Source organism: Peptoniphilus sp., assembly GCF_050943655.1.
Classification (GTDB): domain Bacteria; phylum Bacillota; class Clostridia; order Tissierellales; family Peptoniphilaceae; genus Peptoniphilus_A.
Map to the genome: position 1 here is coordinate 1 of NZ_JBMNPQ010000016.1, position 25,002 is coordinate 25,002.

The window sequence follows — 25,002 nt, forward strand, 5'->3', positions numbered from 1 at the left end:
CATTTTTACATCAGACCAATAATTTTCTTTTACAAGATTATCACTTGAAGACTTCTGTGTGCCATCTTTTGCTTCACCTTTAACTTTTGGAGTGATTACAATTCCCTCATCTGCAAATTTTCCAACTTTTCCACCGAAATAATTGTCTCCCCCTTCTAAATAGGCTTCTTTTACATCGATACTGCCAGTGCCCTCTATTGCTCTACCACCAATTCCATTTTTAGAATGAGATGATCCTCCAATTGCTATTAATCTTCCATCTCCATCAATTTTTCCATTAATAAGCTCAAGTGCATTTCCACCAAAATGGTTTGCCGCATTGGATGCCTTCCCGCCACCATATAGTCCTAGAATAGATCCTTCAGACAATGTAACAGTTCCATCTTCGACTCTCATGGCGCTCTGTCCTCTATAAGGAGTGCCATCTAATTTAGTTCCTGTTGCTTCCTCGTCTCCTCTTATAAAGACTTTGCCATCAATTTTTATATTCCCTTTAACTAAAACTACAGCATCATCATTTTTATTAGCTTGCGCATTTAATTTTTCTGCTACAAAATTTGTATTTGAATATATTAAAGAGTCTTTTAAAATTGCACCATCCTCTAATATAAGCTGTCCATTTATTGATGAACCTGTGACTGGCTTATTGTTAAAGGCATCGTGATTCATCTGGAAAGTTCCGCCACTATGAACAACTATATTTCCATACACCACAGAATCGTAGAGATTAAACTTTGCTCCATCTTTTACGATTATATTTACGCCACTTCTTACAATTGTATTAATAAGAGTTAGATCTGTATCAGAATCTATAATAATAGTCTGCCTATTAGTTTCATCCTTTGTCTTTCCAATGTATGCGTAAGTGCCACTTACGTGCGAACCCCACATTAGCTTTAATTCTTTTGGTATTGTCACACTTTCATCTGCTGCTCCAAAATTTTTAATCTCATAAGGTTCAATATCCCATGAATAATTATTGTTGCCCTTTAATTTTTTAAATTCAAAATTTTCGCTTGCTTCCTTAAGTCTGTCCTTAAATTTTACATCACCGTTAAATACTCTAAATTTCAATTCATTTGACTCAACTGTTTTTCCAGCAAAAGGAATGGTGATTTTTATTTTATATTCGCCTTCAGCTTTAGGAGTTCCCGATAATTTTAGCTCAGACGTATAAGTGTCAACTTTTCCCACCATACCAGATCCTTCTGGACTGATAGAAACTTTTATTTCATTTGCAGGCACTGACAAATATTCATCTAATGTTTTCCAATCAGATATTCTATTTACATCTGCCCTATTTGTTACAATTCTCACGTGACTATTTTTGTTCTCATTTACCATCCCTGTTGCACCGCTTATTGCGTCATATTTCTTTTGACCAACGAGGGCCGGTTCAAAATATCCTTCAATTTTTATTGCAAGTTTATCTAATTGTGAATTGCTATCTACCTTTTTAAGCTGTCCATTATCGTACTTAAAAGTTCCTAAAATTTGTGAGTCCGTATCTTTAAATTGAATTACATCTCCATTCTTTAAAGATGATATATAAATTCTATTTTCATAAGCGCTTATGTAAAAACTATCTTTACTAACTGCAACTTTATAATCCTTTTTCTCCAAATCTATACCATTTACAGAAATAGAATCAACTAGATTTACTACTCCTAAATTCCCGCTTTTGATTTCAATATATTTATCAATTAACTCCTCTTTGTAATTAAATTCTAAATTGTCATATAAAGTTATAGCATCACCTTTAGATATTTCTAAATCATTCTTTGGCTTTTCACCTTTATGCTCTTCTTCAATGTAATCAAAATTTCCTCCTCCAGTGTATTTTGCTTTTACAATAATTACTCCTCTAGCATCCTTAAATTCAATTACATCATTTACTTTAAGTTCAGCTAAATTGATTTCATCTCCATTAATATAATAATTCTTATCATAACCCAAAAGCTGTGGAAGATATTCTCTACTTAGTAAATTGCTATTAACACTAATTTCTGCAACTTCATTTGTAATATTTTTATCTTGAGAAAATATTTTTATATCTACTGGGCGAGTTCTGTTATAAAGAATTCTCACATTCTCATACTCTTTGTTGGATTTATTTTTTGTCATAACTTGCGGAGTACTTGAAAGACTATTCAAATTGTTCTCATAAATATTTAATTTATTAAAGTTATCTCCTTCATTTGCAAACACTGAACTTGTCAATATAATGCTTACAAAAAGCGATAGTGGTATGTATTTTTTCTTCATATTATCTCCTCTATTAAACTATTTATTATTAGAAATAATTTTAGCATTATTCTAAGTTCAATTTTTAAAGAAATAATTGTCATATTTTTATTAAACATTTTTAACAAATCTTTAACTATAACAAAAAGCGGTATGAACGAAATTATTTCAATTCATACCGCAACATTTACTCTTATTAATTTTACAAAAAACAAATTATTCTTCGTCTGTATTTGAGTCTTCTTTTTCTTCCTTATCTTCCTTATCTTCTAAATCTTTTTTAACATCTTCATTTTCTTTTTTATTTATGATGTCTTTAGCTTCGTCAGATAAGTCTGTTATTTTTATTGTTTCTTCTGAATCTAATGGGTCTTTGTCTAGAGACTCTCCACTAAAAATCTTTTCGAAGTCTTTTGCATAAATTGTCTCTTTTTCTAGAAGCGCATCTGAAAGCGAAATTACTTTATCTATGTTTTCGCTCAAAAGTTTTTTGCACTTTGCATAAGATTCGTTAATTATTCTAGAAACTTCTGCATCAATTTCTGCTGCAGTTTTTTCGGAATAGTTTTTAGTCTTTCCAAGTTCTCTACCGATGAAGACTTCGTTGTCTGATGAGTCAAAGTTTATTGTTCCAAGCTTTTCACTCATTCCATAAGTCATAACCATTGCTCTTGCAATTTGAGTTGCCCTTTCTATATCATTTGATGCTCCAGTTGATATGTCATCTAATAGAAGTGACTCTGCAACTCTTCCACCAAGTAGTGAAACAATTGATGATTCCATCTTCTTTTTAGTCATAAATGAAATTTCATCTTCAGGAAGATATGCTGTAAAACCTCCAGCCATTCCCCTTGGAATAATTGTAATCATGTGAACAGGATCTTCTTCTGGAAGAAGTCTCGATACTATAGCGTGACCTGACTCGTGAACTGCTGTAAGTTTTCTTTCTTTTTCAGATACAACTTTTGATTTTTTTGCAGGTCCAGCCTGAACTTTTATGGAAGCTTCGTTAATGATCTCCATAGTTATTGCATCTTTAAACTCACGCGCAGCAAGTAGAGCTGCCTCGTTCATCAAGTTTTCCAAATCTGCCGGTGTAAATCCTGGAGTTCTCTTTGCAATTACTCCCAAATCTACATCAGGTGCAAGTTTTTTCTTTCTTGAGTGAATTTTTAAGATTTCTTTTCTTGCTCTCACATCAGGACGTCCAACATATACTGTTCTGTCAAATCTTCCAGGTCTTAATATAGCGGGGTCAAGTATGTCTGCCCTATTTGTTGCAGCCATTACTATTACGCCTTCGTTTGTTCCAAATCCGTCCATCTCAACAAGAAGTTGGTTTAGAGTTTGTTCTCTCTCGTCGTGTCCACCACCAAGGCCGGCACCACGTCTTCTACCAACAGCGTCAATCTCGTCTATAAAGATTATACAAGGTGCATTTTTCTTTGCAGTTTCAAATAGGTCTCTTACCCTTGATGCTCCAACTCCGACAAACATTTCAACAAAGTCGGAACCACTCATTGTAAAGAATGGCACACCAGCTTCTCCAGCAACAGCCTTTGAAAGGTATGTCTTACCAGTTCCAGGAGGGCCCACTAAAAGAACTCCCTTTGGAATTCTTGCACCCATGTCTATAAATTTCTTTGGATTCTTTAAGAAGTCAACTATCTCTTCCAGTTCTTCTTTTTCTTCCTCAAGTCCTGCAACGTCTTTGAAGTTGACAAGATTTTTGGCATCTTCTTTGTTAATCATTTTTGCCTTGCTCTTGCCGAAGTTATTCATCTTTCCTCCAGCTCCACCTTGAGCTTGCATGATTCTATACCAGAAGAACACGACAATTCCAATCATAACTATTGATGGAAGCCACTCAAGTAGAAGTGGAGTCTCCTTTGTGGCAGTTGTTGTGATGTTTATTTCTCCCTTGTCACTTTTATCTTTTAGATAATCGTTATAAAAAGTATCAGCCGCCTCTTGAGGAATAACTGTATTAAAAGTTGATCCATCTTTAAGCTTAACCTCAGCTATTGAATCCCTTCCGTTTTGGAAGTGAATCTTCACTATGTTATCTTTATCAATTTCTTGGACAAGTTCTGTAAAAGATTTTTCTTCTACTGCATTTGTCGGCGGGCTAAAATATCTAATTGTAGAAACGAGAAGCAGAATTAGTAATATATAAAAGCCAACTCCTCCAGCTTTTCTCTTCAAAATTATCTCTCCTAACTATTTTTATTTATAAACTGACTCATCTAGAATAGCCACATATGGAAGAGATCTAAATCTCTCGTCGTAGTCCATTCCGTAGCCAACTACAAAATTATCTTCAATCTCAAAACCATTGTACTTAACATCTAGTTCAATCTCTCTTCTTGATGGTTTTGATAGCATAGTCACAATCTCAATTGATTTTGCGCCCCTATGTAGCAAGACCTTTTCCAAATAAGCCAAAGTATTTCCAGTATCAATTATATCTTCAACAATCAAAATGTCCTTGCCTTCAACAGACTCATCAACATCCTTTAAGATTCTAACTTCACCAGTTGAAGTTGAGCCTTGATAGCTGGAAACATCCATAAAGTCATATTTTAATTCCAAATCTATTTTACGCATAATATCTGCCATAAATGGAACTGCTCCCTTTAGTATACCCAAAAGGAGAAGGTCTTTATCTTTATAATCCTCAGTAATTTGTTTGCCAAGTTCTTCAACTTTAGCTGCAAGCTCTTCTTCAGTATAGAGCACAGTTAAAATATCCTTCATTTCCTAACCTCCAAATGTAATATATTTTTAGTTTCCTGGTCAATCTTTGCCTCATCAGAGATATCCATTCCAACAACCCAAAGAATTTTTTCCTCGTCACATACAATTGGGATGCTGTCTCTCTTTTTTGAATCGACTTTTCTATCTATAAAATAATCTTTTAATTTCTTAGAGCCCTTCATGCCAAGTGGCACAAATCTATCTCCGTTTTTTCTATATCGCACAGATAGACTACTCTTTATTTTACCACAGTCGAGCATTATATTAAACATGCTAGGCTCGCGTTTTTCACCATTAATTGTCACATAAAAATCTCCATAGGGAGTTTTATTTAATCCCTCTTTAAGAGGATAAACTTGATATTTATTTTTATCCAAATCTTTTTCTTCAATTACAATTTTATCAAAAGTTTTTCTGGCAATTATGTTGCCTCCAAGGTCAATCTTCTTTCCGCTCATAGAGTCCATAAGATTATATGTGTTTAAAATATTTTTCCTTGTGATTATTTCTTTATCATTAGAATTATTTTCCAAAAACTTTCGAATAATTTCTTTTCCAATATACTCATGTACTTCTTTAAGCTTTGCAATTGATAACTCATTGCCATAAGTTGCTTCGTCAAAATGCTTTGAAGTTTCAAATTCTATAAATTCCATGGCATCTTCTGCATTATCAGATAGCCTTAGAAGTGATGAAATAATATTTGGATTGTAATTTTTAAGCTCTGGTATTAAAGAGAGCCTGATCTTATTTCTAGTGTATATTTCTTTAAAATTAGTCTCATCGTCGACATAGTCCAAATTATTTTCTTTAAGATATTTTTCGATGTCATCTCGAGATATATCTATCATTGGCCTATAAATGCCGTCTCTCTTCTCTTTAATGCTAACTAGACCATTTATACCAGTGCCGCGAATTATTCGCTGCAAGATGGTTTCTGCTCTGTCATTTGCGTTGTGTGCCGTTATTATTAATCTATCCTTTGAATTTTCTCTAAAAAACTCATATCTCAATAGGCGCCCAGCTTCTTCTGATGACATTTTGTGAGCTTTGGCATATTCATTCATGTTTACTTTTTTCGTGACGCACTTTATGCCATAATCTTTGCACTTATTTTTTACAAAGTCCTCGTCTCTTTTCGCAGTTTCACGCACACCGTGGTTTAGGTGACACACTAATATATCTAGATTCATTATCTCTTTTAAATCCATAAAGTTATAAAAAAGATACATAGAGTCAGCTCCACCTGAAACAGCTAATGTAATCTTTTGTCCGTCATCTATTAAATTTGATTTCTTTATGCTTTCTAAAAATAAATTATCCATTGATATCCCAAAATAAAAACGTCAGAGCTGCCACTTGACAGTCTGACGCTCTAATTAATTTCTTGATTTTTTTCTATTTGTCTTTTGGTTAAGTCTTGCCCTAGCTTCATCTAGCTTTGTATTAGATTCTTTTAGGAATTTGCTCATCATGTCCTCAAATCTTTGATCAAAATTTGCATCATCATTTTGAGGCTCTTCAACTTTTTCTACTGCATCTTTAATTGAAAGAGCTATTTTCCCATTTTCATCAATCTTTAGAACCTTAACGCTTACCTCATCACCTTCTGATAGGTATTCGTTAATATCTTTTACAAATGTGTCGGCAACCTCAGAAATATGTACCAAACCACTTTTGCCTTCTCCCAAATCAACAAAAGCTCCAAATTTAGTGAGTTTTGTTACCTTACCTTCAACAATATCGCCTTGCGACATTTCCATTTAAAATAATCCCCCTAAAAATCTTGTTGTGAGATTTTATCAGAATCTTTCTTATCTTTTTCCATACTTTTGTCAACATAAATTATCTCACGAGGTTTTACCATGCCTAAATCTTCGCGAGCAACTTTTTCAATATAGTCTGATGTTGATGCATTTTCAATTTCCGAATTGTAATTTTTGATGTCTTTATCAAGTTCAGAAATTATTTGTTCGTTTCTCTTAATTATCTCCATCTTTTGATTTCTTATAGAAATTGACTTACCTATTGAAATAGCTCCATAAGCTACTGAGATTAAAATTATGCAGGCCAAAACTACTGGAAATCTCCTCGCTTTTCGATTCATTCAAAAAACCTCCATAGTTGATGTTAAATCCTTTCGTAAAGAGTATCAGCCAGTGCCTTGCTATTTACGTCAGATGTGTCTTTAACCCTTACCTTTATTTCATTTGAACCTAAAGTCAGAGAAATAATGTCACAGACATTTACTTCGTCACCTGGCTTTGCAATTTTGTCATTAATTTTGACAAGGCCCTTTTCGCAGGCCTCTTTTGCAACAGTTCTTCTTTTAATAAGTCTTGAATTTTTTAAAAATTTATCTATTCTCATAAAACTCTCCAATAAGAATATATCAGAAAAAGCCTAATATTTCAATATAAAAGCCCTTTAGTTTCAAAATAATTAAAAAAAGAAGGCCCTCGGCCTTCCTCGTTAAATTACTTATTAACTGCTTCTTTAAGAGCTTTTCCTGATCTGAAAACTGGAGCTTTAGATGCAGGGATTTTGATAACTTCTTGTGGGTTTCTAGGGTTTCTACCTTCTCTTGCTTTTCTTTGTCTAACTTCGAAAGTACCAAAACCAACTAGTTGTACCTTTTCGTCTGCTGCTAGCGCTTCTTGAACTGAGCTAATGAATGCGTTAAGAGCTGCTTCAGCGTCTTTTTTTGTTAAATTTGATTTTTCAGCAATGCTTGCTACTAATTCTGATTTGTTCATTATATATCCTCCTTGAAGATTTTTATTTTATATAGTCTTTACCGTAAATTAATTTGGGACTCTTACCAATCGGTTACACCTTAAAGGTGTGGTAAAGAACAAGACTGTTACAATTATAACTCATGTTGTGATTATTTTCTACATTTATTTCAAAAAAACCTCTATTTTATCCAATTTTTTGTAAATTTCATCAATGCATTTGCCAAAATTAATATATCCCTCAGACTCCTTTAATTTGAGCAAATATAGAGACTTTATAAAAATATCTTCTATCTCATCTTCCGAATCTTCGCTAATATTCTTTGCAGAATTAATTATGCTAGTTCTAAACTTTTCATATAAAGAATCATCGGTAAATAAATTTTTATCTTCGATATCACTTTCGATTTTGTCAAAAACATTGTTTATTCCCTTTACATTTGACTTTGGAATATATACACAACTCTGATGATTATAACATTTTAACCTTGATATTTCAAAAATTTTTACCTTGTTAACCTCTTCTGTCGAAAGACCTGCATCAGTAATTACAAAAGCCTCATCCATTGGATCATATACTTCTTGTAATTTAATTGAAAGATCAGATGCAATCCTTTCGTTATAAACTTGTGTTATGAGTATATCCTTATCTGTCACAAAATCATTCTTTGACGCATCTGAGTCTAAAAATATAAGACCATTAACGGCGTCGCGGCCAACAGATGCAAGCACTGGCTCGATAAAAGAAATTCCATTTATAATATTTATATCAAGTCCCCTATCAATTAACATATTGACTGTCTTCTCAGCTACAAGTGGTGTGCCCGGGACAAAATAATTAATATCTTCATTTTTCGCATAATTAGAAAGATTATCCACTATGCTCTCATATACTTTTTCAAAAGAATCCTCATTGTCGTACAAATAATCAAAAGAAATAAATTCAATATTATTTTCAATAAAATATTTTACAGCCTCGTGTCTATCTGTCCTTAAAAAATTTCTATTGCCATTATTAATAACGCGTACTGCCTCAAGAGTTAAATCTCTCGCACAAGTTGCGCCTAAACCTACGATGTTTATCATATTATCACCTGAATTTATTATATCAAGTAATATATATAAAGTGCCATAATTTATACAACTTTAAATAAAAATATAATTTTTCTTGATATTATGGTAAAATCATTATAATAAATTGTAAGTGTTTTGTATTTAATAAATACCCTTGGAGGTGAACAGATGGCTTTTAATTTTATGTCAGGACTTGCACTTATACCATATGTATTAGCTGTAGTTATAGAGGTGCTTGCAATTATAGCACTCGTTAAATATATTAAGAAAAATTAATTCGGAGATGATTATATGAAAACAGCTTTAACTCTAAGTATATTCGGAATACTCATGATGGTTTTAAAATACGGCCTAATTGCAGTTGCCATCATCGCTCTTATAAAATACATATCAAATAGATAATTAAAAAGCCAACATCAATAAAGATGCTGGCTTTTTAAATTAATATTATTTAGTTAAGTATTACTTCTCCAATTCTTTTTTTAACTTTGTAAGTTTTGCCCCGCAGTGCACAATAATGTATAGATAGAGAATAAATGCAAGTAAATAAAATACTTTTGATGCATTAAACTCACCGTTAAAATCAAATAAGTTCGGGATGATCGCCAAACAAAAAATTATAAATATTGGCATCATTCTTGTAATATATATTTTATCAATCATGTCTATCTTCGACTCTTTATCCGAAAAGATTTCAACTTCATTTTTGTCTGCATCTTCCTGAACTTCTTTTCTAAAATAATGCCATCCCATGAATGAATAGAAGTGCTCCCAACCATAATCTCTATAAAGCTGAAAATAGTCATCGGATGCTTTATTTTCGCCAAAGTCTAAGCGATAGACAATATTATTGGGCGCGACTTTTTTAAATTTATAGATAAAACCAGCTGTTATTTTTTCAAGTTCCCATCCTTTTTTGTGTTCACTCTCAAGCCATTTCTCTTCTTCTTCAAAATCTGCTATTGTGAATATTTTGTATTCAGTCTTCTCAGCCATTTACCACGCCTCCAATACTATTTTCATATAGTCTCTTTATTCTTGCCAACTCGTTATCTAAAATTTCTTTTCCAAGATCTGTTATTTCATAAATCTTTCGTTTATCTTCTTCCTCAACAAACTTTATAAGTCCGTCTTTCTCCATTTTTGAAAGCGTGCCATACATTGTCCCAGGACTAATAGTTACCTCGTCCCCTGTCATGGTCTTTACCTCGAGATTTATTCCGTAGCCATGATTTGGTTTTTGCAGACAGAATAAAATATAAAAAGCTGTTTCAGACATTGGAGCATAAATTCTTTTAAGTTTTGGATTCATAATGCCTCCCATATGTATCGAACTTCGATACATAAATTATATCGAGCCTCGATATATAAGTCAATGCGATTTAATCTACTCTTTAAAATTTTACGAAGGATTTACATTTTCTTTGCTAACCATCGTCTGAAACATTAAAGATTCGCTTTGATTTAAAAATTTATTAATTGCACTTTGCTAGTTCTTACTCTAAATACTCTCCTATTTTTTTAATGTAATCTACCATATAATTCTTTTCTTCAAATGTTTTAATGCCATGTATCAAACAATTTTTTCTACGCATATTGTCATGTCATCTACAAATAATATTTTTCTACGTATTCTGTAATGTCACCTACCATTTAATCTTTTCTCATCATGTTTATATCATCTACCATATATTTTTTCACCTAATGTCGTGATGTCAGTTATCATATAATCTTTTGATCTCAGCTTTTGAGATCACCTATCATATAATTTTTCCTCCCCATGTTGTAATATAATCTACCATTTAATCTTTCTTCTCTGTACGTTCCAAAGTAATTCTATTTCTTCGTTCATGTAATTTATTATTCTTCATAAAAATTATAATTTTTTTATAGTAGTAGCTGTATGACTTTATTTAAGTAAATTCTAGCATGAGTAAAGACATACGCGCATAATAAAAAAGAGATCCATTGGACCTCTCTGCAACTTTATAATTTTTAAATTTTAAAATTTTCATCTAATGATGAATCATAATATAAAAAAAGGAAACCCCTTATGGATTTCCTTATACTAATTCTATTATTGAAACTTCTGCGCCGTCTCCACGTCTTGGACCTACTTTTACTACTCTAGTATATCCACCGTTTCTGTCAGCGTATTTTTCAGCTAATTCGCCAAATACTTTTGTAACAACATCTTCTGAATATAGATATGATAGTGCTTGTCTTCTAGCGTGAAGATCTCCACGTTTGCCAAGTGTAATCATACGCTCAGCAATTTTTTGAGTTTCTTTCGCTCTTGTATGAGTAGTTTCGATTCTACCATAGTTTAGAAGATCAGTTACAAGATTTCTTAGCATCTTATCTCTATGACTTGTTTTACGTCCAAGCGTTCTTTCTTTTGCCATAGTGCCCTCCTTTATTCTTCGTCAGGTTTTAAACTAAGTCCAAGTTCATCAAGTTTTTCTGTAACTTCTTGTAGCGATTTGCTTCCTAAGTTACGTACTTTCATCATTTCACTTTCTGTCTTTTGGATTAGTTCTTCAACAGTATTTATGCCAGCTCTTTTTAGACAGTTAAATGATCTTACTGAAAGATCTAATTCTTCAACAGTCATTTCAAGAACTTTTTCTTTTTCATCCTCTTCTTTTTCAACCATTAGGTTGATGTCGCTTACATGATCTGTAAGTCCTATGAAGAGTTCTAGATGTTCTGTTAAAACCTTAGCAGCTAAAGAAGTTGCTTCATCTGCTTTCATTGAACCATTTGTTGTAACTTCTAGGATAAGTCTGTCATAGTCAGTTCTTTGTCCTACCCTAGTATTTTCAACCTTCCAATTTACTTTTTCTACAGGAGTGAAGTTAGAGTCCATTGGAATGATTCCAATTTCTGTAACTTCATCTTTTTTAAGTTCAGAAGGTTCATATCCTCTTCCCTTTTCTATTGACATTTCAATATATACATCTGCGTCCTCGTTAAGAGTTGCAATGTGTTGGTCAGGGTTTATTATTTCAACATTAGGCACAAGTTCTATATCGGAAGCTTTTATCTCGCCACTGCCTTTTTTCTCAATTATGAGTTTAACAGGTTCATCATCTGTCTTTTTTAAAACTATAGATTTAATATTTAAAACTATTTCAGGTACATCTTCCAATACTCCAGGAATAGTATCAAACTCGTGTTCAACTCCACGTATATTGATAAATGATACAGCTGTACCTGGTAGAGAGGAAAGTAACACTCTTCTTAAGGAATTTCCAATAGTGATACCGAATCCCGGTTCTAGTGGTTCAACTATAAATTTACCATATTTACCGGATTCATCTAATTCTTCAATACTAATTCTAGGTTTTTCAATTTCTATCACGAGTACCCTCCTTCTCGGCAAATAGTTAATTATACTCTTCTACGTTTTGGCGGTCTACATCCATTGTGAGGAATTGGAGTAACGTCTTTAATTGTTGTTACTTCAAGACCTGATGCTTGAAGAGATCTTATAGCTGCTTCTCTTCCTGAACCTGGGCCTTTAACAAAAACGTCAACGCTTTTTAATCCATGTTCTTTTGCTTTTTCTGCAGCTTCTTGTGCTGCTTCTTGTGCAGCAAAAGGAGTGGATTTTCTTGATCCTCTAAATCCTAATTGTCCCGCACTAGCCCAAGAAATAACATTACCATTAACATCAGTAAGAGTAACCATAGTATTGTTAAATGTTGAAGCTATATGAGCTTGTCCTTTTTCAATATTTTTACGAACACGTCTTCTAGAACGTGTAGCTTTTTTATTTGTAGCCAATTATAGTCCTCCTTTACTATTTGATAAGTTTCTTTGGACCTTTTCTTGTCCTTGCATTAGTCTTAGTTTTTTGTCCTCTAACAGGAAGACCAGCTTTATGTCTTCTGCCACGGTAGCAGTTGATTTCACGAAGTCTCTTGATGCTCATTGCAACGTCACGACGTAAATCCCCTTCTACGTGATATTTGTCTATTTCGTCTCTAATTCTAGCAAGTTCAGCTTCTGTTAAGTCTTTAACTCTAGTGTTAAAATCAACATCAGCATTAGTTAAAATTTCTTGTGCACGTGGTTTACCAATACCATAAATATAAGTCAAGCCAATTTCAACTCTTTTTTCTCTAGGTAAGTCTACACCAGCAATTCTAGCCATAATAACCTCCCTTATCCCTGTCTTTGTTTATGTTTCGGATTTTCACAGATAACCATTACTTTTCCGTTTCTTTTAATTATTTTGCATTTTTCGCACATCTTTTTAACAGATGGTCTTACTTTCATTTTATTTCCTCCTAATCTAGGATTATTTCTTTCTCCAAGTAATCCTTCCTCTTGTAAGATCATAAGGTGAAAGCTCAACTGTCACCTTATCACCAGGAAGAATTCTAATATAATTCATTCTCAATTTTCCTGAAATATGAGCGAGTATAATATGTCCATTTTCAAGTTCTACTTTGAAATTCGTATTAGGCAGAGCTTCTACTACTACGCCTTCAACTTCAATTACATCTTCTTTAGCCATATTTTTAAGGATCCTCCTTTAGCTATAAGGTAGAAGTTGCTTTCTGATATAAGAATCATTTAAATCTTTAACATCAAGATCAATAATATCATTATATACAGAAACATGTTTTACCTTTTTCTTTTTCGGTCTGTCTAGCTTCCTAAGCTTACCATCTACTAGATGAAGGTAGTCCTTGTCAATAACTTCAGTTATGACAAATACCCTACCAACATCCCTTCCTTTTTTGGATCTTACAATTTGTCCTACTTTAAGGTTTATTGTTGTATCCATAAAATTATTTAAGACCAGTTACTATATCATCAAATACTTTGTCAATATCTTGAGCGCCGTTAACATCAATCAAAAGACCTTGGGCATTATAATAGTCAATTAGCGGTGCAGTTTGGTCAAAATAAACTTCTATCCTTTTCTTTACAGTCTCTTCGTTATCATCGTCTCTTTGGATAAGCTCTTTTCCATCATTGTCGCAGATACCTTCAACTTTTGGTGGGTTGAACTTAACGTGATAAGTTGCTCCACAAGTTTTGCACACACGTCTTCCGCAAGCTCTTTCAATTAGAATCTCAGGATCAACATTGATATTGATTACTTTAGTAAGTTTATCTCCATCCGCGTCTAAGATTGCATCTAAGCTTACTGCTTGTGCAACTGTTCTTGGGAAACCATCAAGCAAAAATCCGTCTTTTGCATCTGGTTTTTTAATTCTATCTTCAACTAAGTCGATAACAAGTTCGTCTGGCACTAGAAGTCCCTTGTCCATATAAGATTTAGCTTTTACGCCTAGTTCAGTATTGTTCTTTATATTTTCTCTAAAGATATCTCCAGTAGATATGTGAGGAATATTATATTTTTTGATAATATAATCAGCTTGAGTGCCCTTTCCAGCCCCTGGAGGTCCTAATATAACTAATTTCATAAATGCCTCCTATTTTCTCTTTAAGAAACCTTTATAATTTCTCATCAATAATTGTTGTTCTAATGCTCTATGAATTTCAAGTACAACTCCAACTACAATGATAATGGACGTTCCACCATAATTAAATTGAAGTCCAGATGCTTTAGTCAATATTGTAGGAAGAACTGCAAGTATTGAAAGTGCAATCGCACCTGGCATAACTAATCTATTTAATGTTCTTCCAAGATAATCACTTGTTGGTTTTCCAGGTCTGATACCAGGAATGAATCCACCATTTTGTTGTAGGTTCTTTGAATATTCAACTGTGTTAAATTGAATTGTTGTATAGAAGAATGTAAAGAATACAATTAAAATTATCGAACTAATTATATAAATTACAACTCCAGGTCCCCCACTTGGTGTCAACCATTTAGTGATCCAGTTTCTTGTAGATTCTTTAGTAAATATTGCGATTGTAGCAGGTATTGCTGTTAAAGAGTTTGCAAAGATGATTGGCATTACACCAGTCATTAATACTTTAATTGGAATATGTGTAGCTTGTCCGCCATACATCTTTCTTCCAACAACTCTCTTAGCGTATTGAACAGGGATTCTTCTCTCCCCTTCAGTAAGTGTTACTACAAATAGTACTATTGCAATTGCAATTATAATGAATAGTACTAAGAATATTGGGCTTGCTTGTCCAATTTGAACAAGTTTAATTGATTGAATAACATCAATTGGGAATCTTGAAACAATTCCTGCAAAAATAAGAATTGATATACCATTTCCGATTCCGTGTTCAGTTATTTGTTCACCTATCCAAATAAGAATAACTGTACCAGCAACTATTGATAAAATAATTGTTGCATATTCTACAGGACTTGTTGCATTAATTGCTTTTTGGAAAAATCCAAAAGTATATCCAATTGCTTGAATAAGTGCAATTACAATTGCTAAATATCTAGTGTATTTTGCAATTGTCTTTCTGCCAGTTTCTCCTTCTTTAGCTAATGCTTCTAAAGATGGGATGGCTATAGTTAAAAGTTGTATTACAATTGATGCTGTAATATATGGATATATATTAGCTGCAAAAATTGTAAATCTTCTAAAGTTACCACCTGCCATAAGATCTAGGAATGAAAAAATAGATCCGTCAGTTCCACTGATTAGTTGTGAAATAACTTGAGAGTTCATATATGGAACTGCTATATGTGAACCTAATCTATAAATCAACAACATAAAAAGAGTAAATAACATCTTTTTACGAAGTGAGTCAACCTTCCACGCCTTCGCAAAGGTATCTAACATTAGATCACCTCGGCCTTTCCTCCGCAAGCCTCAATTTTTTCTTTTGCAGATTTTGAGAAATGCTGAGCTTTAACAGTCAATGCTACATTTAGTTCGCCATCTCCAAGGATTCTAACTCCATCAATTGCAGTTGATTTTTTCACATAGTTATTTTCAATTAAGAATTCAGGTGTTACAACAGTTCCTTCTTCAAAATCGTTTAAATCGGAAACATTTATTACTGCATATTGTTTCGCGAAAACATTAGTGAAACCTCTCTTAGGAAGACGTCTAAATAGTGGCATTTGTCCACCTTCGAATCCTGGTCTAACTCCACCGCCACTTCTAGCATTTTGTCCTTTGTGACCTTTTCCAGAAGTTTTACCAGTACCGGAACCTATCCCACGACCTACTCTTTTTCTGGCTTTAACTTCGCCACCTTCATTTGGTCTTAAGTCATGTAGTTTCATTGGTACACCTCCTTATTCTTCTACTTCAAGCATGTAATCTACAGCTTTTATCATACCTCTAATTTGAGGTGTGTCGTTCTTTTCTACAACTTGGCCAATTTTTCTTAGTCCAAGAGCTTTAATTGTTTTTCTGTGTTTTGGTATTTTGCCAATAGGGCTCTTTATTAGTTTTATTTTTAAAGTACTCATAAAAGTTCCCCCTTATCCTAAAATTTCATCGACAGATTTGTTTCTAAGCTTTGCTACTGATTCTGCTGTAACAAGTTGTTTTAAACCATCAATTGTCGCATTTACTGTATTTCTAGGGTTATTAGTACCAAGGTTTTTAGTACGAATATCTGTGATACCAGCAAGTTCACAAACCGCACGCACAGCTCCACCAGCAATAACTCCTGTACCTTCTTTAGCTGGCTTTAAGAAGACTTTTCCTGCACCAAAAACTCCAGTTACTTGATGAGGAATTGAAGTATTTTTTAGATTTACTTTAATAAGATGTTTTCTAGCATCTTGTGTAGCTTTTCTTATAGCTTCAGGAACTTCAAGAGCTTTACCAGTACCAACTCCAACGTGACCGTTTTTGTCGCCAACTACTACAAGAGCTGTGAATCTAACATTTCTACCACCCTTAACAGTTTTAGCAACTCTATTGATTGATACTACTCTCTCTTCAAGATCAAGTTCTGCCGCATTAATTAATGAACGCTCCATAACTTCCTCCTTCTTAGAATCTTAGTCCAGCTTCACGAGCAGCTTCAGCAAGAGCTTTAACTTTTCCGTGGTATACATATCCACTTCTATCAAATACTACTTCTTCTATTCCTGCTTCTTTAGCTTTTTTAGCGATTAACTCTCCAACAGCTTTTGCTGCTTCCACATTACCTGTATGTTCAAGGTTTAATGACTTATCAAGTGTTGATGCACTTACAAGTGTATGTCCCTCGTCATCATTTATTATTTGAGCATAAATATGAGACGCTGATCTATATACAGAAAGTCTAGGTTTAGTAGCTGTTCCGGAGATATGATTTCTGATTCTTTTGTGTCTTTTTTGTCTATTTTCGTTTTTATTAATCTTTTTAAACACTTAAATTCTCCTTTCTTACTTACCTGTTTTTCCTACTTTACGTCTTACGTGCTCATCAATATATTTAACTCCCTTACCTTTATATGGTTCAGGTTCTCTATAACTTCTAATTTTAGCAGCATAAGATCCTACTAATTGTTTATCTATACCTTTTATAATTATTGAGTTTGGAGAAGGAACTTCAACTTCAATTCCTTCAGGGTCTTCAAGGTCAAGAGGATGTGAAAATCCAAGATTTAAAGAAAGAACTTTACCTTTCTTTGCAGCTCTATAACCAGTACCAATTATTTCAAGTTGTTTTGAATAACCTTCAGTTACACCAATAATCATATTATATATAAGAGTTCTTGTTAGACCATGGATAGCTTTAATTTCTTTAGTTTCATTTGGTCTTTCAATTGTGAGAACTCCGTCATTAATTTCCATTTTCATGTCTTTATTTAAAGACTTACTTAATTCACCCTTAGGTCCCTTTACAGTAACGATGTTTCCGTCAATTTTAACGTCTACACCATTTGGGATTTCGATAGGTTTTTTACCAATTCTTGACATGTTTCACCTCCAAATTACCAAATGTAGCAGATTACTTCTCCGCCTACTCCTTCTTGTCTAGCTTCTTTATCAGTAATGATGCCCTTAGATGTTGAAATAATAGCTGTTCCAAGTCCACCAAGTACTTTTGGAACATCATCGCACTTAACATAAACTCTAAGTCCCGGTTTTGAAATTCTCTTAAGACCAGTAATTACTCTTTGTCCGTCTTCAGCATATTTTAATTCAATTTTAAGCATTCCTTGTTTATCATCTTCGATAATATCTAAATTTTTAATGTAGCCTTCTTCAAGAAGAATTCTACCTATTTCTTTTTTAATATTTGAAGCAGGAATGTCAACAGATGTGTGTCTTGCATTGTTTGCATTTCTGATCCTTGTCAGCATATCTGCAATAGGGTCTGTCATCATATCAGTTTGCCTCCTTTCATCTAAGGTCTATTACCAACTAGCTTTTCTAACGCCAGGTATTTGGCCTTTATAAGCAAGTTCTCTGAAACAAATTCTACAAATTCCATATTTCTTCAAAACAGAATGAGGTCTTCCACAAATTTTACATCTTGTATATTCACGAGATGAATATTTTTGTTTTCTCTTTTGTTTTGCAATCATTGATTTTCTAGCCACTTTGTACCTCCTTAAGCTTTCGCAAATGGCATTCCCATTTTTTCAAGGAATACTTTAGCTTCTTCATCAGTTTTTGCAGAAGTTACTATATTAATATCCATACCTCTTATTGTATCAACTTCATCATATTCAATTTCAGGGAATATAAGTTGTTCTTTAAGTCCTAGAGCATAGTTACCTCTACCATCAAATGCTGTTGGTTTAATTCCTCTAAAGTCTCTTACTCTTGGAAGAGCAACGTTCATTAATTTATCTAAGAAATCATACATTTTTCTACCACGTAGAGTTACTTTAACACCAACGTTTTGTCCTTCACGAAGTTTAAAGTTCGCAATAGATTTTCTTGCGTGAGTTACTACAGCTTTTTGACCAGTGATTGTAGTAAGTTCTTTAACTGCAGCCTCTAGAGCTTTTGGATTATCTTTAGCTTCTCCTAAACCGATATTAATTGTAATCTTTTCAAGTCTCGGTACTTCCATAACATTTTTATAGTTGAAATGTTGCATTAGGTGGCCCACAACTTCTGTTTTATATTTTTCTTCTAATCTTGAAGTCATTACTTTACCCCCTACTTAATTGTTTTTCCAGTAGATTTTACAAATCTAACTTTTTTGCCGTCTTCAAATTTATATCCAATTCTTGAAGCTTTTCCTGATTCCTTATCAAAATACATTACATTTGATGCATCAATTGGTGCTTCAATTTTATCAATACCACCAGGATTTTGAGGTCCACGTGGTTTATTGTGTTTTGTTACAACGTTAATTTTTTCTACAATAACCTTGTTTTTCTTAGGTATAGTTCTTAAAACTTTTCCAGTTTTGCCTCTATCTTTACCAGCTATAACTTTTACGATGTCGCCTGTTTTAATTTTCATTCTACACCTCCAAATTATAGTACTTCTGGTGCTAGAGAGATAATCTTCATGAAGTTACCACTTCTAAGCTCTCTCGTTACAGGTCCAAAAATACGAGTACCTACCGGGCTTCTGTCATCTTTTATTACAACAGCCGCATTATCATCAAATCTAATGTAAGATCCGTCCTTACGGCTTATTCCTTTACTTGTTCTAACAATTACTGCTTTAACTACTGAACCTTTTTTGACAACGCCACCTGGTGTTGCATGTTTTACGGAACAAACTACAATATCTCCTATGTTAGCTGTTCTTCTGTTAGTTCCACCAAGTACCTTAATTACAGATAGTTCTCTTGCACCTGAATTGTCAGCAACACGAAGTCTAGTTTCTTGTTGAATCATTGCGTATCTCCTTTCAAGCGAAAATTATTGAGCTTTTTCAATAATTTCTACAAGTCTCCATCTTTTATCTTTGCTTAGTGGTCTTGTTTCCATAATTCTTACACGATCACCAACACCACATTCGTTCATTTCATCATGTGCCTTGAATTTAGTAGTCTTCTTAAATCTCTTTTTATAAATTGGATGAGTTTTAAATGTCTCGATTGCTACTACAATTGTTTTATCCATTTTATCGCTGACTACAACGCCAGTTAAAGTTTTTCTATTGTTTCTTTCCATGAGATTAAGCCTCCTTTCCAATTCCAAGTTCACGTTCTCTTAATATAGTTTTAACTCTTGCTATATCTCTTTTAACATTCTTTATGCTTGATGGATTATCAAGTTGGCCAGTTGCCAATCTGAATCTTAAATTGAATAATTCATTTTTAAGTTCGTCGACTTTTTTATTTAGATCTTCTTTTGACATTTCACGAATTTCATTAGCCTTCATTTGAGTCACCATCCTTATCTTTCATTACGAATTTAGTTTTAATAGGTAATTTCATAGCTGCAAGTCTCATAGCTTCTCTTGCATTTTCTTCTGAAACTCCACCCATTTCAAATAAAACTCTGCCTGGTTTAACTACAGCTACCCAATATTCTGGTGCACCTTTACCTGAACCCATACGAGTTTCAGCAGGTTTTTCAGTAACAGGTTTATCCGGGAAAATTTTAATCCAGATATTTCCACCTCTACGAATATATCTTGTCATTGCACGACGTGCTGCTTCTATTTGGTTAGAAGTAATCCATGCAGGTTCAAGTGCTTTAATGCCGTATTCACCGTATGAAAGGTCATTACCACGCATTGCTTTACCTTTCATTCTGCCTCTATGAACTCTACGATACTTTACTCTTTTAGGCATCAACATGACAATTCCTCCCCTCTCAATTACTTGTTATTATCTCTTTTGTTTCTTGCTGAATTTCTTCTGTTGTTATCGCGTCTTTTACGATTTCTGTTATCTCTAGGTTTTCTTCTATTGTCTTCATTTACTTCTGGAAGAACTTCACCTTTGTAAAGCCAAACTTTAACACCTAGTTTACCGTAAGTTGTATCAGCTTCAGCAAAACCATAATCAATATCTGCTCTTAATGTTTGAAGAGGAATAGTACCTTCTGAGTATCCTTCTGTTCTTGCCATATCAGCTCCGCCAACACGTCCTGAAACTGAAGTTTTAATTCCTAAAGCTCCTTGACGCATAGTTCTTTGAATTGCTTGTTTCATAGCACGTCTAAAAGCTACTCTTCTCTCAAGTGATTCTGCAATGTTTTCTGCAACAAGTTGAGCATTTAAATCTTGATTTTTAATTTCTTCAACATTTATTACGATAGATTTTCCAGTAAGTTTTTCAAGCTCGCCTCTAAGCTCTTCAACTCCTGCTCCACCTCTGCCAATTACCATTCCTGGTTTTGCAGTGTGAATAGAAACTTTAACTCTGTTTGCAGCTCTTTCGATTTCTACTTTAGCAATTCCTGCTGCGTAAAGTTTCTTTTTTACATATTCTCTAATTTCGTGATCTTCGATTAAAAAATCTGCGAAGTCTTTTTTATCTGCGTACCATTTAGAATCCCAATCTTTTATAACACCAACACGAAGTCCATGTGGGTTTACTTTTTGACCCATATTTTACCTCCTTACTCTCTTTCTGCTACTACAACGCCAATGTGACTTGATCTTTTAAGGATTGGATAAGCCATTCCTTTAGCCTTAGGACGGAATCTCTTCATAGTTGGTCCATCATTAGCATATGCTTGTTTAACATAAAGATTGTCTCTGTCTAAGTTAAGATTGTTTTCAGCGTTTGCTACTGCTGAATGTAATACTTTATAGAGCTCATAAGCTCCTCTCTTATTTGTAAATTTTAAAATTGAGAGGGCTTCATCAACGCTTTTTCCACGAATTTCTGCGCAGATATAATTCACCTTAAGAGGCGAAATTCTAACATACTTAGCTACTGCTTTTGCTTGCATTTAATACCCTCCTCTTATTTTAAACTTGTAGTCTTTTCACTTTTTGCAGAGTGTCCTCTGAATGTTCTAGTTGGAACAAATTCTCCTAATTTATGTCCTACCATGTCTTCAGTAATATATACTGGCACATGTTTTCTACCATCATGAACTGCGATAGTGTGTGATACAAACTCAGGGAAAATTGTTGAGCGACGAGACCAAGTTTTTATTACTCTTTTTTCATTCTTTTCGTTTAATTCGTCAACCTTCTTTAGAAGGTGTTCATCAGCAAATGGTCCTTTTTTAATTGATCTACTCATTATACCCTCCGATTACTTAGTTTTTCTTCTTCTTACGATATACATATCAGATTTCTTAGATTTCTTTCTAGTTTTAAGTCCAAGAGCTTTTTTGCCCCATGGAGTCATAGGTGAAGGTCTACCAATTGGAGTTCTACCTTCCCCACCACCGTGTGGGTGATCAACTGGGTTCATTGCAGATCCTCTAACGTGAGGTCTAAATCCAAGATATCTTTTCTTACCTGCTTTACCAAGTGTAATAAGCTCGTGAGAAATATTTCCAACTTGTCCTATTGTTGCTCTGCATTCTAATCTAACTAATCTATATTCTCCAGATGGCATTCTAAGTTGAGCATATTTGCCTTCTTTTGCCATAAGTTGTGCAGATGAACCAGCAGCTCTTGCAATTTGTCCACCGTGTCCTGGAGTCATTTCAATATTGTGAACAGTTGTACCAACTGGAATGTCCATAAGTCTTAAAGTGTTTCCAACTTTAATATCAACATCTATACCAGACTCAACAACATCTCCAACTTTTAGTCCGTGTGGTTGAATGATATATCTTTTTTCACCATCAGCGTAATTTAAAAGTGCGATGTATGCAGTTCTATATGGATCATATTCAATTGCTGCAACTTTAGCAGGAATATTGTCTTTATTTCTTTTTAAATCTATAATTCTATATTTTCTCTTAACTCCGCCGCCTCTATGTCTTGAAGTAATTCTACCTGTAGAGTTTCTTCCAGCGTTACTTTTTTTGCTAACTAAAAGTGACTTTTCAGGAGCCTTTTTAGTTAACTCTTCAAAAGTAGCAACAGTCATCTTTCTGCGAGCAGGAGTTGTCGGTTTAAATCCTTTTACAGCCATTTATTATACCTCCTACGATTAAATAGAATCAAAGAATTCTATTGGTTCAGAGTCATCAGTAAGCTTTACAACAGCTTTTTTCCATGAAGGGCGTCTTCCTTGATGAACTCCTTGTCTTTTAAGTTTTCCACGTACATTCATTGTATTTACCTTTTCAACTTTAACGCCAAAAATTTCTTCAATTGCTTCTTTAATTTCTGGTTTAGTTGCATTCTTGTCTACTTCGAAAGTATATTTGTTGTCTTCCATGTGGTCCATACTTTGTTCAGTAACAATCGGTCTTTTAATAATGTCGAATTTATTCATCAGTTAAACACCTCCTCAACAACATTAAGTGCATCTTTACTGATTACTAAGTTATCATATTTTAGAAGATCATATACATTAATGTCTGTAGCTCTTAGAACTTTAACTCCATCAATGTTTCTTGCAGATCTGTAGATGTTTGTATCTTCGTCGTTAATAACAACAAGTGCTTTAGAATCAGCTTTAATATTTTTTAAGATTTTTGCAAATTCTTTTGTCTTAGGTTCTTCTAAAACATATTTATCAACAAGAATCATTTCATCGTTTTGTACTTTAGAAGTCAAAACAGATTGTAAAGCAATTCTTCTAACCTTCTTTGGAGTTGTGTAAGAATAGTCTCTTGGTTTCTTAGCAAAAACTACTCCACCGCCTCTCCATTGAGGTGATCTAATAGAACCTTGTCTTGCACGTCCTGTACCTTTTTGTCTCCAAGGTTTTCTTCCTCCTCCACGAACTTCAGCACGAGTTTTTGCAGAGTGAGTTCCTTGTCTTTTGTTTGCAAGTATATTCTTAACAACTAAATAAACGGCATGTTGGTTTACTTCAACATCAAAGATCCCTTCATTTAGTTCGACTTCTTCAACAGGATTTCCCATAACGTCAATCATTTGAATCTTAGGCATCTCTTTACCCCCTAACCTTATTTAGTCGTTTTTACTGAGCTCTTAATTTTAACAGTGCCTTTTTTGTTTCCTGGAATAGCACCTTTAACTAAAATTAAGTTTTTGTCTGTATCTATTCTAACTATTTCAAGATTTTGAACAGTTACTTTTTCATTTCCCATTTTTCCAGCCATTCTGTGGTTTTTCCAAACTCTTCCTGGATAAGAAGCAGCTCCCATACCACCTGGCATTCTGTGGAATTTAGAACCGTGTGTTTCTCTACCACGTCCAAAGTTGTGACGTTTGATAACACCTTGAGTTCCTTTACCCTTTGAAGTTCCTGTAACATCAACATGTTCAGCTACTTCAAAAATATCAACTTTGATTTCATCTCCGATGTTAAAAGAATCAACATCATCAGTTCTAAACTCTGATACATGTCTTCTGTACTCAACACCTGATTTATCAAAATGTCCTTTTTCAGGTTTATTTAGCTTTTTAGCTTTAACCACACCTGTTGCAACTTGAACAGCGTTATATCCGTCTGTTTCAATAGTTTTCTTTTGCACAACAACGTTTGGTTCTACTTCAATAACTGAGACAGGAGTAACAGTACCTTCTTCATCAAAAATTTGGGTCATCCCAATTTTCTTACCTACTAAATATTTCACGTTGCACCTCCTAATAATTATAGCGGACTTAAAAATAAGTCATATAAAGCAAAGTTTTAAAGTTTAATTTCTATATCTACACCAGCAGGTAAATTTAATTTCATCAACGCATCAACAGTTTTTTGTGATGGATTTAAGATGTCAATTAAACGCTTGTGAGTTCTTTGCTCAAATTGTTCTCTAGAATCCTTGTACTTGTGTACAGCTCTTAAAATTGTAATAACTTCTTTTTGAGTTGGTAGAGGAATTGGTCCAGAAACTTCTGCTCCAGACTTCTTTGCAGCCTCTACAATTCTTGCTGCTGAAGTATCAAGTAATTCGTGATCATAAGCTTTAAGTTTAATTCTAATTTTTTGTTTGCCTTTGTTAGACATGTTTACCTCCTATTCGCTAAAGCCTTACTTGCGAAAGGGGTTATTGATACACGCACCCTAGTGTTTTAAGATGCACCTTTGAAAAAATAACCCAGCGCCCAAGTCATGCTTGGACTTCTCCGTCATAATTACCTTGCAAGTCCTTTTTTCCTTAAAATTGCAAGCAACTTATGACTTCATCGCAACATTCTTTTTTAAACGCCTAAACATTATATAGTATATTTCGCCATTTGTAAAGGATATTTGAAGTTTTTTCTTCAAAAAAATAAAAAAATTTACAATTGGCTCTCTGAAAATAAAAATTCTAGAATGTACTAAATAACGCGACTATTTAAGTATATAGATTTAAAAAATAATTTCAAGGATTATTTTAAAA

At 33.7% G+C, this 25,002-nt stretch carries 41 protein-coding genes; all 41 read right to left on the reverse strand.

Features of this window, described 5'->3' with window-relative positions; translation table 11 throughout:
• Positions 1 to 2,265, reverse strand: a 2,265-nt coding sequence (locus ACOX6R_RS02875; protein WP_433447042.1) for a hypothetical protein, incomplete at its 3' end; no start/stop codon positions are given.
• A 195-nt stretch (positions 2,266 to 2,460) separates the two neighbouring features.
• Positions 2,461 to 4,449, reverse strand: a complete 1,989-nt coding sequence (gene ftsH / locus ACOX6R_RS02880; RefSeq protein WP_433447044.1) for an ATP-dependent zinc metalloprotease FtsH — start codon at positions 4,447 to 4,449, stop codon at positions 2,461 to 2,463.
• A gap of 21 nt (positions 4,450 to 4,470) precedes the next feature.
• The gene (gene hpt, locus ACOX6R_RS02885) at positions 4,471 to 5,001 is read right to left on the reverse strand and encodes a hypoxanthine phosphoribosyltransferase (protein WP_433447046.1); all 531 of its coding nucleotides are present in this window, start codon (positions 4,999 to 5,001) and stop codon (positions 4,471 to 4,473) included.
• Positions 4,998 to 6,326 carry a tRNA lysidine(34) synthetase TilS gene (gene tilS / locus ACOX6R_RS02890; protein ID WP_433447048.1) on the reverse strand — a complete coding sequence of 443 codons (1,329 nt, stop codon included), beginning with the start codon at positions 6,324 to 6,326 and terminating at the stop codon, positions 4,998 to 5,000. The genes hpt and tilS overlap by 4 nt, the downstream gene beginning before the upstream one ends.
• A 54-nt stretch (positions 6,327 to 6,380) precedes the next feature.
• Positions 6,381 to 6,764: a S1 RNA-binding domain-containing protein gene (locus ACOX6R_RS02895; RefSeq protein ID WP_433447050.1), complete on the reverse strand. Its 384-nt coding sequence runs from the start codon at positions 6,762 to 6,764 to the stop codon at positions 6,381 to 6,383.
• A 14-nt stretch (positions 6,765 to 6,778) separates the two neighbouring features.
• On the reverse strand, positions 6,779 to 7,108 hold the full coding sequence (locus ACOX6R_RS02900; RefSeq protein WP_433447052.1) for an FtsB family cell division protein: 330 nt from the start codon (positions 7,106 to 7,108) through the stop codon (positions 6,779 to 6,781).
• A 23-nt stretch (positions 7,109 to 7,131) separates the two neighbouring features.
• Positions 7,132 to 7,371, reverse strand: coding sequence for an RNA-binding S4 domain-containing protein (locus tag ACOX6R_RS02905; protein ID WP_433447054.1), 240 nt, complete (start codon positions 7,369 to 7,371; stop codon positions 7,132 to 7,134).
• A gap of 107 nt (positions 7,372 to 7,478) precedes the next feature.
• Entirely contained in the window at positions 7,479 to 7,757 is a 279-nt protein-coding gene (locus ACOX6R_RS02910) for an HU family DNA-binding protein (RefSeq protein ID WP_433447056.1), read from the reverse strand.
• 144 nt (positions 7,758 to 7,901) lie between these two features.
• Positions 7,902 to 8,822 (reverse strand): SAM-dependent methyltransferase, encoded by a 921-nt coding sequence (locus ACOX6R_RS02915; protein WP_433447058.1) that lies wholly within the window; start codon positions 8,820 to 8,822, stop codon positions 7,902 to 7,904.
• Between the two features lie 450 nt (positions 8,823 to 9,272).
• The gene (locus ACOX6R_RS02920) at positions 9,273 to 9,806 is read right to left on the reverse strand and encodes a DUF2812 domain-containing protein (RefSeq protein WP_433447060.1); all 534 of its coding nucleotides are present in this window, start codon (positions 9,804 to 9,806) and stop codon (positions 9,273 to 9,275) included.
• Positions 9,799 to 10,122, reverse strand: coding sequence for a PadR family transcriptional regulator (locus ACOX6R_RS02925; protein ID WP_433447062.1), 324 nt, complete (start codon positions 10,120 to 10,122; stop codon positions 9,799 to 9,801). Before ACOX6R_RS02925 ends, ACOX6R_RS02920 begins: the two co-directional genes overlap by 8 nt.
• A gap of 751 nt (positions 10,123 to 10,873) precedes the next feature.
• Positions 10,874 to 11,215 (reverse strand): 50S ribosomal protein L17, encoded by a 342-nt coding sequence (gene rplQ / locus ACOX6R_RS02930; RefSeq protein WP_433447064.1) that lies wholly within the window; start codon positions 11,213 to 11,215, stop codon positions 10,874 to 10,876.
• Between the two features lie 11 nt (positions 11,216 to 11,226).
• A complete protein-coding gene (locus tag ACOX6R_RS02935; protein WP_433447066.1) occupies positions 11,227 to 12,174 on the reverse strand; it encodes a DNA-directed RNA polymerase subunit alpha in 948 nt (315 codons plus the stop codon).
• A gap of 29 nt (positions 12,175 to 12,203) precedes the next feature.
• The gene (gene rpsK / locus ACOX6R_RS02940) at positions 12,204 to 12,599 is read right to left on the reverse strand and encodes a 30S ribosomal protein S11 (RefSeq protein ID WP_433447067.1); all 396 of its coding nucleotides are present in this window, start codon (positions 12,597 to 12,599) and stop codon (positions 12,204 to 12,206) included.
• A 16-nt stretch (positions 12,600 to 12,615) separates the two neighbouring features.
• Positions 12,616 to 12,969 (reverse strand): 30S ribosomal protein S13, encoded by a 354-nt coding sequence (rpsM, locus tag ACOX6R_RS02945; protein WP_433447069.1) that lies wholly within the window; start codon positions 12,967 to 12,969, stop codon positions 12,616 to 12,618.
• Between the two features lie 11 nt (positions 12,970 to 12,980).
• Positions 12,981 to 13,094: a 50S ribosomal protein L36 gene (rpmJ, locus tag ACOX6R_RS02950; RefSeq protein ID WP_010244353.1), complete on the reverse strand. Its 114-nt coding sequence runs from the start codon at positions 13,092 to 13,094 to the stop codon at positions 12,981 to 12,983.
• A 22-nt stretch (positions 13,095 to 13,116) separates the two neighbouring features.
• Entirely contained in the window at positions 13,117 to 13,335 is a 219-nt protein-coding gene (gene infA / locus ACOX6R_RS02955) for a translation initiation factor IF-1 (RefSeq protein ID WP_008900989.1), read from the reverse strand.
• 18 nt (positions 13,336 to 13,353) lie between these two features.
• Positions 13,354 to 13,608 carry a KOW domain-containing protein gene (locus ACOX6R_RS02960; protein ID WP_433447072.1) on the reverse strand — a complete coding sequence of 85 codons (255 nt, stop codon included), beginning with the start codon at positions 13,606 to 13,608 and terminating at the stop codon, positions 13,354 to 13,356.
• A 4-nt stretch (positions 13,609 to 13,612) separates the two neighbouring features.
• Entirely contained in the window at positions 13,613 to 14,254 is a 642-nt protein-coding gene (locus ACOX6R_RS02965; protein WP_433447074.1) for an adenylate kinase, read from the reverse strand.
• Between the two features lie 9 nt (positions 14,255 to 14,263).
• Positions 14,264 to 15,544: a preprotein translocase subunit SecY gene (gene secY / locus ACOX6R_RS02970; RefSeq protein WP_433447076.1), complete on the reverse strand. Its 1,281-nt coding sequence runs from the start codon at positions 15,542 to 15,544 to the stop codon at positions 14,264 to 14,266.
• Complete coding sequence (gene rplO / locus ACOX6R_RS02975) at positions 15,544 to 15,993, reverse strand: 50S ribosomal protein L15 (protein ID WP_433447078.1); 450 nt, start codon at positions 15,991 to 15,993, stop codon at positions 15,544 to 15,546. The genes secY and rplO overlap by 1 nt, the downstream gene beginning before the upstream one ends.
• A 12-nt stretch (positions 15,994 to 16,005) precedes the next feature.
• Positions 16,006 to 16,182: a 50S ribosomal protein L30 gene (gene rpmD, locus ACOX6R_RS02980; RefSeq protein ID WP_433447080.1), complete on the reverse strand. Its 177-nt coding sequence runs from the start codon at positions 16,180 to 16,182 to the stop codon at positions 16,006 to 16,008.
• A 12-nt stretch (positions 16,183 to 16,194) separates the two neighbouring features.
• Positions 16,195 to 16,701: a 30S ribosomal protein S5 gene (gene rpsE / locus ACOX6R_RS02985; RefSeq protein WP_433447082.1), complete on the reverse strand. Its 507-nt coding sequence runs from the start codon at positions 16,699 to 16,701 to the stop codon at positions 16,195 to 16,197.
• Between the two features lie 13 nt (positions 16,702 to 16,714).
• A complete protein-coding gene (rplR, locus tag ACOX6R_RS02990) occupies positions 16,715 to 17,077 on the reverse strand; it encodes a 50S ribosomal protein L18 (RefSeq protein ID WP_433447084.1) in 363 nt (120 codons plus the stop codon).
• 15 nt (positions 17,078 to 17,092) lie between these two features.
• Entirely contained in the window at positions 17,093 to 17,629 is a 537-nt protein-coding gene (gene rplF / locus ACOX6R_RS02995; RefSeq protein WP_433447086.1) for a 50S ribosomal protein L6, read from the reverse strand.
• Positions 17,630 to 17,643: 14 nt separating this feature from the next.
• Positions 17,644 to 18,039, reverse strand: a complete 396-nt coding sequence (gene rpsH / locus ACOX6R_RS03000; protein WP_433447088.1) for a 30S ribosomal protein S8 — start codon at positions 18,037 to 18,039, stop codon at positions 17,644 to 17,646.
• A 30-nt stretch (positions 18,040 to 18,069) separates the two neighbouring features.
• Entirely contained in the window at positions 18,070 to 18,255 is a 186-nt protein-coding gene (locus ACOX6R_RS03005; RefSeq protein WP_433447089.1) for a type Z 30S ribosomal protein S14, read from the reverse strand.
• An 11-nt stretch (positions 18,256 to 18,266) separates the two neighbouring features.
• Entirely contained in the window at positions 18,267 to 18,812 is a 546-nt protein-coding gene (gene rplE / locus ACOX6R_RS03010) for a 50S ribosomal protein L5 (RefSeq protein ID WP_433447091.1), read from the reverse strand.
• Between the two features lie 11 nt (positions 18,813 to 18,823).
• Positions 18,824 to 19,132: a 50S ribosomal protein L24 gene (gene rplX, locus ACOX6R_RS03015; RefSeq protein ID WP_433447093.1), complete on the reverse strand. Its 309-nt coding sequence runs from the start codon at positions 19,130 to 19,132 to the stop codon at positions 18,824 to 18,826.
• A gap of 14 nt (positions 19,133 to 19,146) precedes the next feature.
• Positions 19,147 to 19,515 carry a 50S ribosomal protein L14 gene (rplN, locus tag ACOX6R_RS03020; RefSeq protein WP_433447095.1) on the reverse strand — a complete coding sequence of 123 codons (369 nt, stop codon included), beginning with the start codon at positions 19,513 to 19,515 and terminating at the stop codon, positions 19,147 to 19,149.
• 24 nt (positions 19,516 to 19,539) lie between these two features.
• Positions 19,540 to 19,794, reverse strand: a complete 255-nt coding sequence (gene rpsQ / locus ACOX6R_RS03025) for a 30S ribosomal protein S17 (protein ID WP_433447097.1) — start codon at positions 19,792 to 19,794, stop codon at positions 19,540 to 19,542.
• A 4-nt stretch (positions 19,795 to 19,798) separates the two neighbouring features.
• Positions 19,799 to 20,005 (reverse strand): 50S ribosomal protein L29, encoded by a 207-nt coding sequence (gene rpmC, locus ACOX6R_RS03030; RefSeq protein WP_433447099.1) that lies wholly within the window; start codon positions 20,003 to 20,005, stop codon positions 19,799 to 19,801.
• Positions 19,995 to 20,426 carry a 50S ribosomal protein L16 gene (gene rplP / locus ACOX6R_RS03035; protein ID WP_433447101.1) on the reverse strand — a complete coding sequence of 144 codons (432 nt, stop codon included), beginning with the start codon at positions 20,424 to 20,426 and terminating at the stop codon, positions 19,995 to 19,997. Before rplP ends, rpmC begins: the two co-directional genes overlap by 11 nt.
• A gap of 20 nt (positions 20,427 to 20,446) precedes the next feature.
• Entirely contained in the window at positions 20,447 to 21,181 is a 735-nt protein-coding gene (gene rpsC / locus ACOX6R_RS03040; protein WP_433447103.1) for a 30S ribosomal protein S3, read from the reverse strand.
• 11 nt (positions 21,182 to 21,192) lie between these two features.
• Complete coding sequence (gene rplV / locus ACOX6R_RS03045) at positions 21,193 to 21,528, reverse strand: 50S ribosomal protein L22 (RefSeq protein ID WP_433447105.1); 336 nt, start codon at positions 21,526 to 21,528, stop codon at positions 21,193 to 21,195.
• A gap of 14 nt (positions 21,529 to 21,542) precedes the next feature.
• On the reverse strand, positions 21,543 to 21,827 hold the full coding sequence (gene rpsS / locus ACOX6R_RS03050; protein ID WP_433447107.1) for a 30S ribosomal protein S19: 285 nt from the start codon (positions 21,825 to 21,827) through the stop codon (positions 21,543 to 21,545).
• A 12-nt stretch (positions 21,828 to 21,839) separates the two neighbouring features.
• Complete coding sequence (rplB, locus tag ACOX6R_RS03055) at positions 21,840 to 22,673, reverse strand: 50S ribosomal protein L2 (protein WP_433447109.1); 834 nt, start codon at positions 22,671 to 22,673, stop codon at positions 21,840 to 21,842.
• Between the two features lie 18 nt (positions 22,674 to 22,691).
• Positions 22,692 to 22,979 (reverse strand): 50S ribosomal protein L23, encoded by a 288-nt coding sequence (gene rplW, locus ACOX6R_RS03060; protein WP_433447111.1) that lies wholly within the window; start codon positions 22,977 to 22,979, stop codon positions 22,692 to 22,694.
• Positions 22,979 to 23,602: a 50S ribosomal protein L4 gene (gene rplD, locus ACOX6R_RS03065; RefSeq protein WP_433447113.1), complete on the reverse strand. Its 624-nt coding sequence runs from the start codon at positions 23,600 to 23,602 to the stop codon at positions 22,979 to 22,981. Before rplD ends, rplW begins: the two co-directional genes overlap by 1 nt.
• Before the next feature lie 17 nt (positions 23,603 to 23,619).
• Positions 23,620 to 24,252, reverse strand: coding sequence for a 50S ribosomal protein L3 (rplC, locus tag ACOX6R_RS03070; RefSeq protein ID WP_433447115.1), 633 nt, complete (start codon positions 24,250 to 24,252; stop codon positions 23,620 to 23,622).
• A 56-nt stretch (positions 24,253 to 24,308) separates the two neighbouring features.
• Positions 24,309 to 24,626, reverse strand: a complete 318-nt coding sequence (gene rpsJ, locus ACOX6R_RS03075) for a 30S ribosomal protein S10 (protein ID WP_433447117.1) — start codon at positions 24,624 to 24,626, stop codon at positions 24,309 to 24,311.
• Positions 24,627 to 25,002 lie beyond the last annotated feature (376 nt).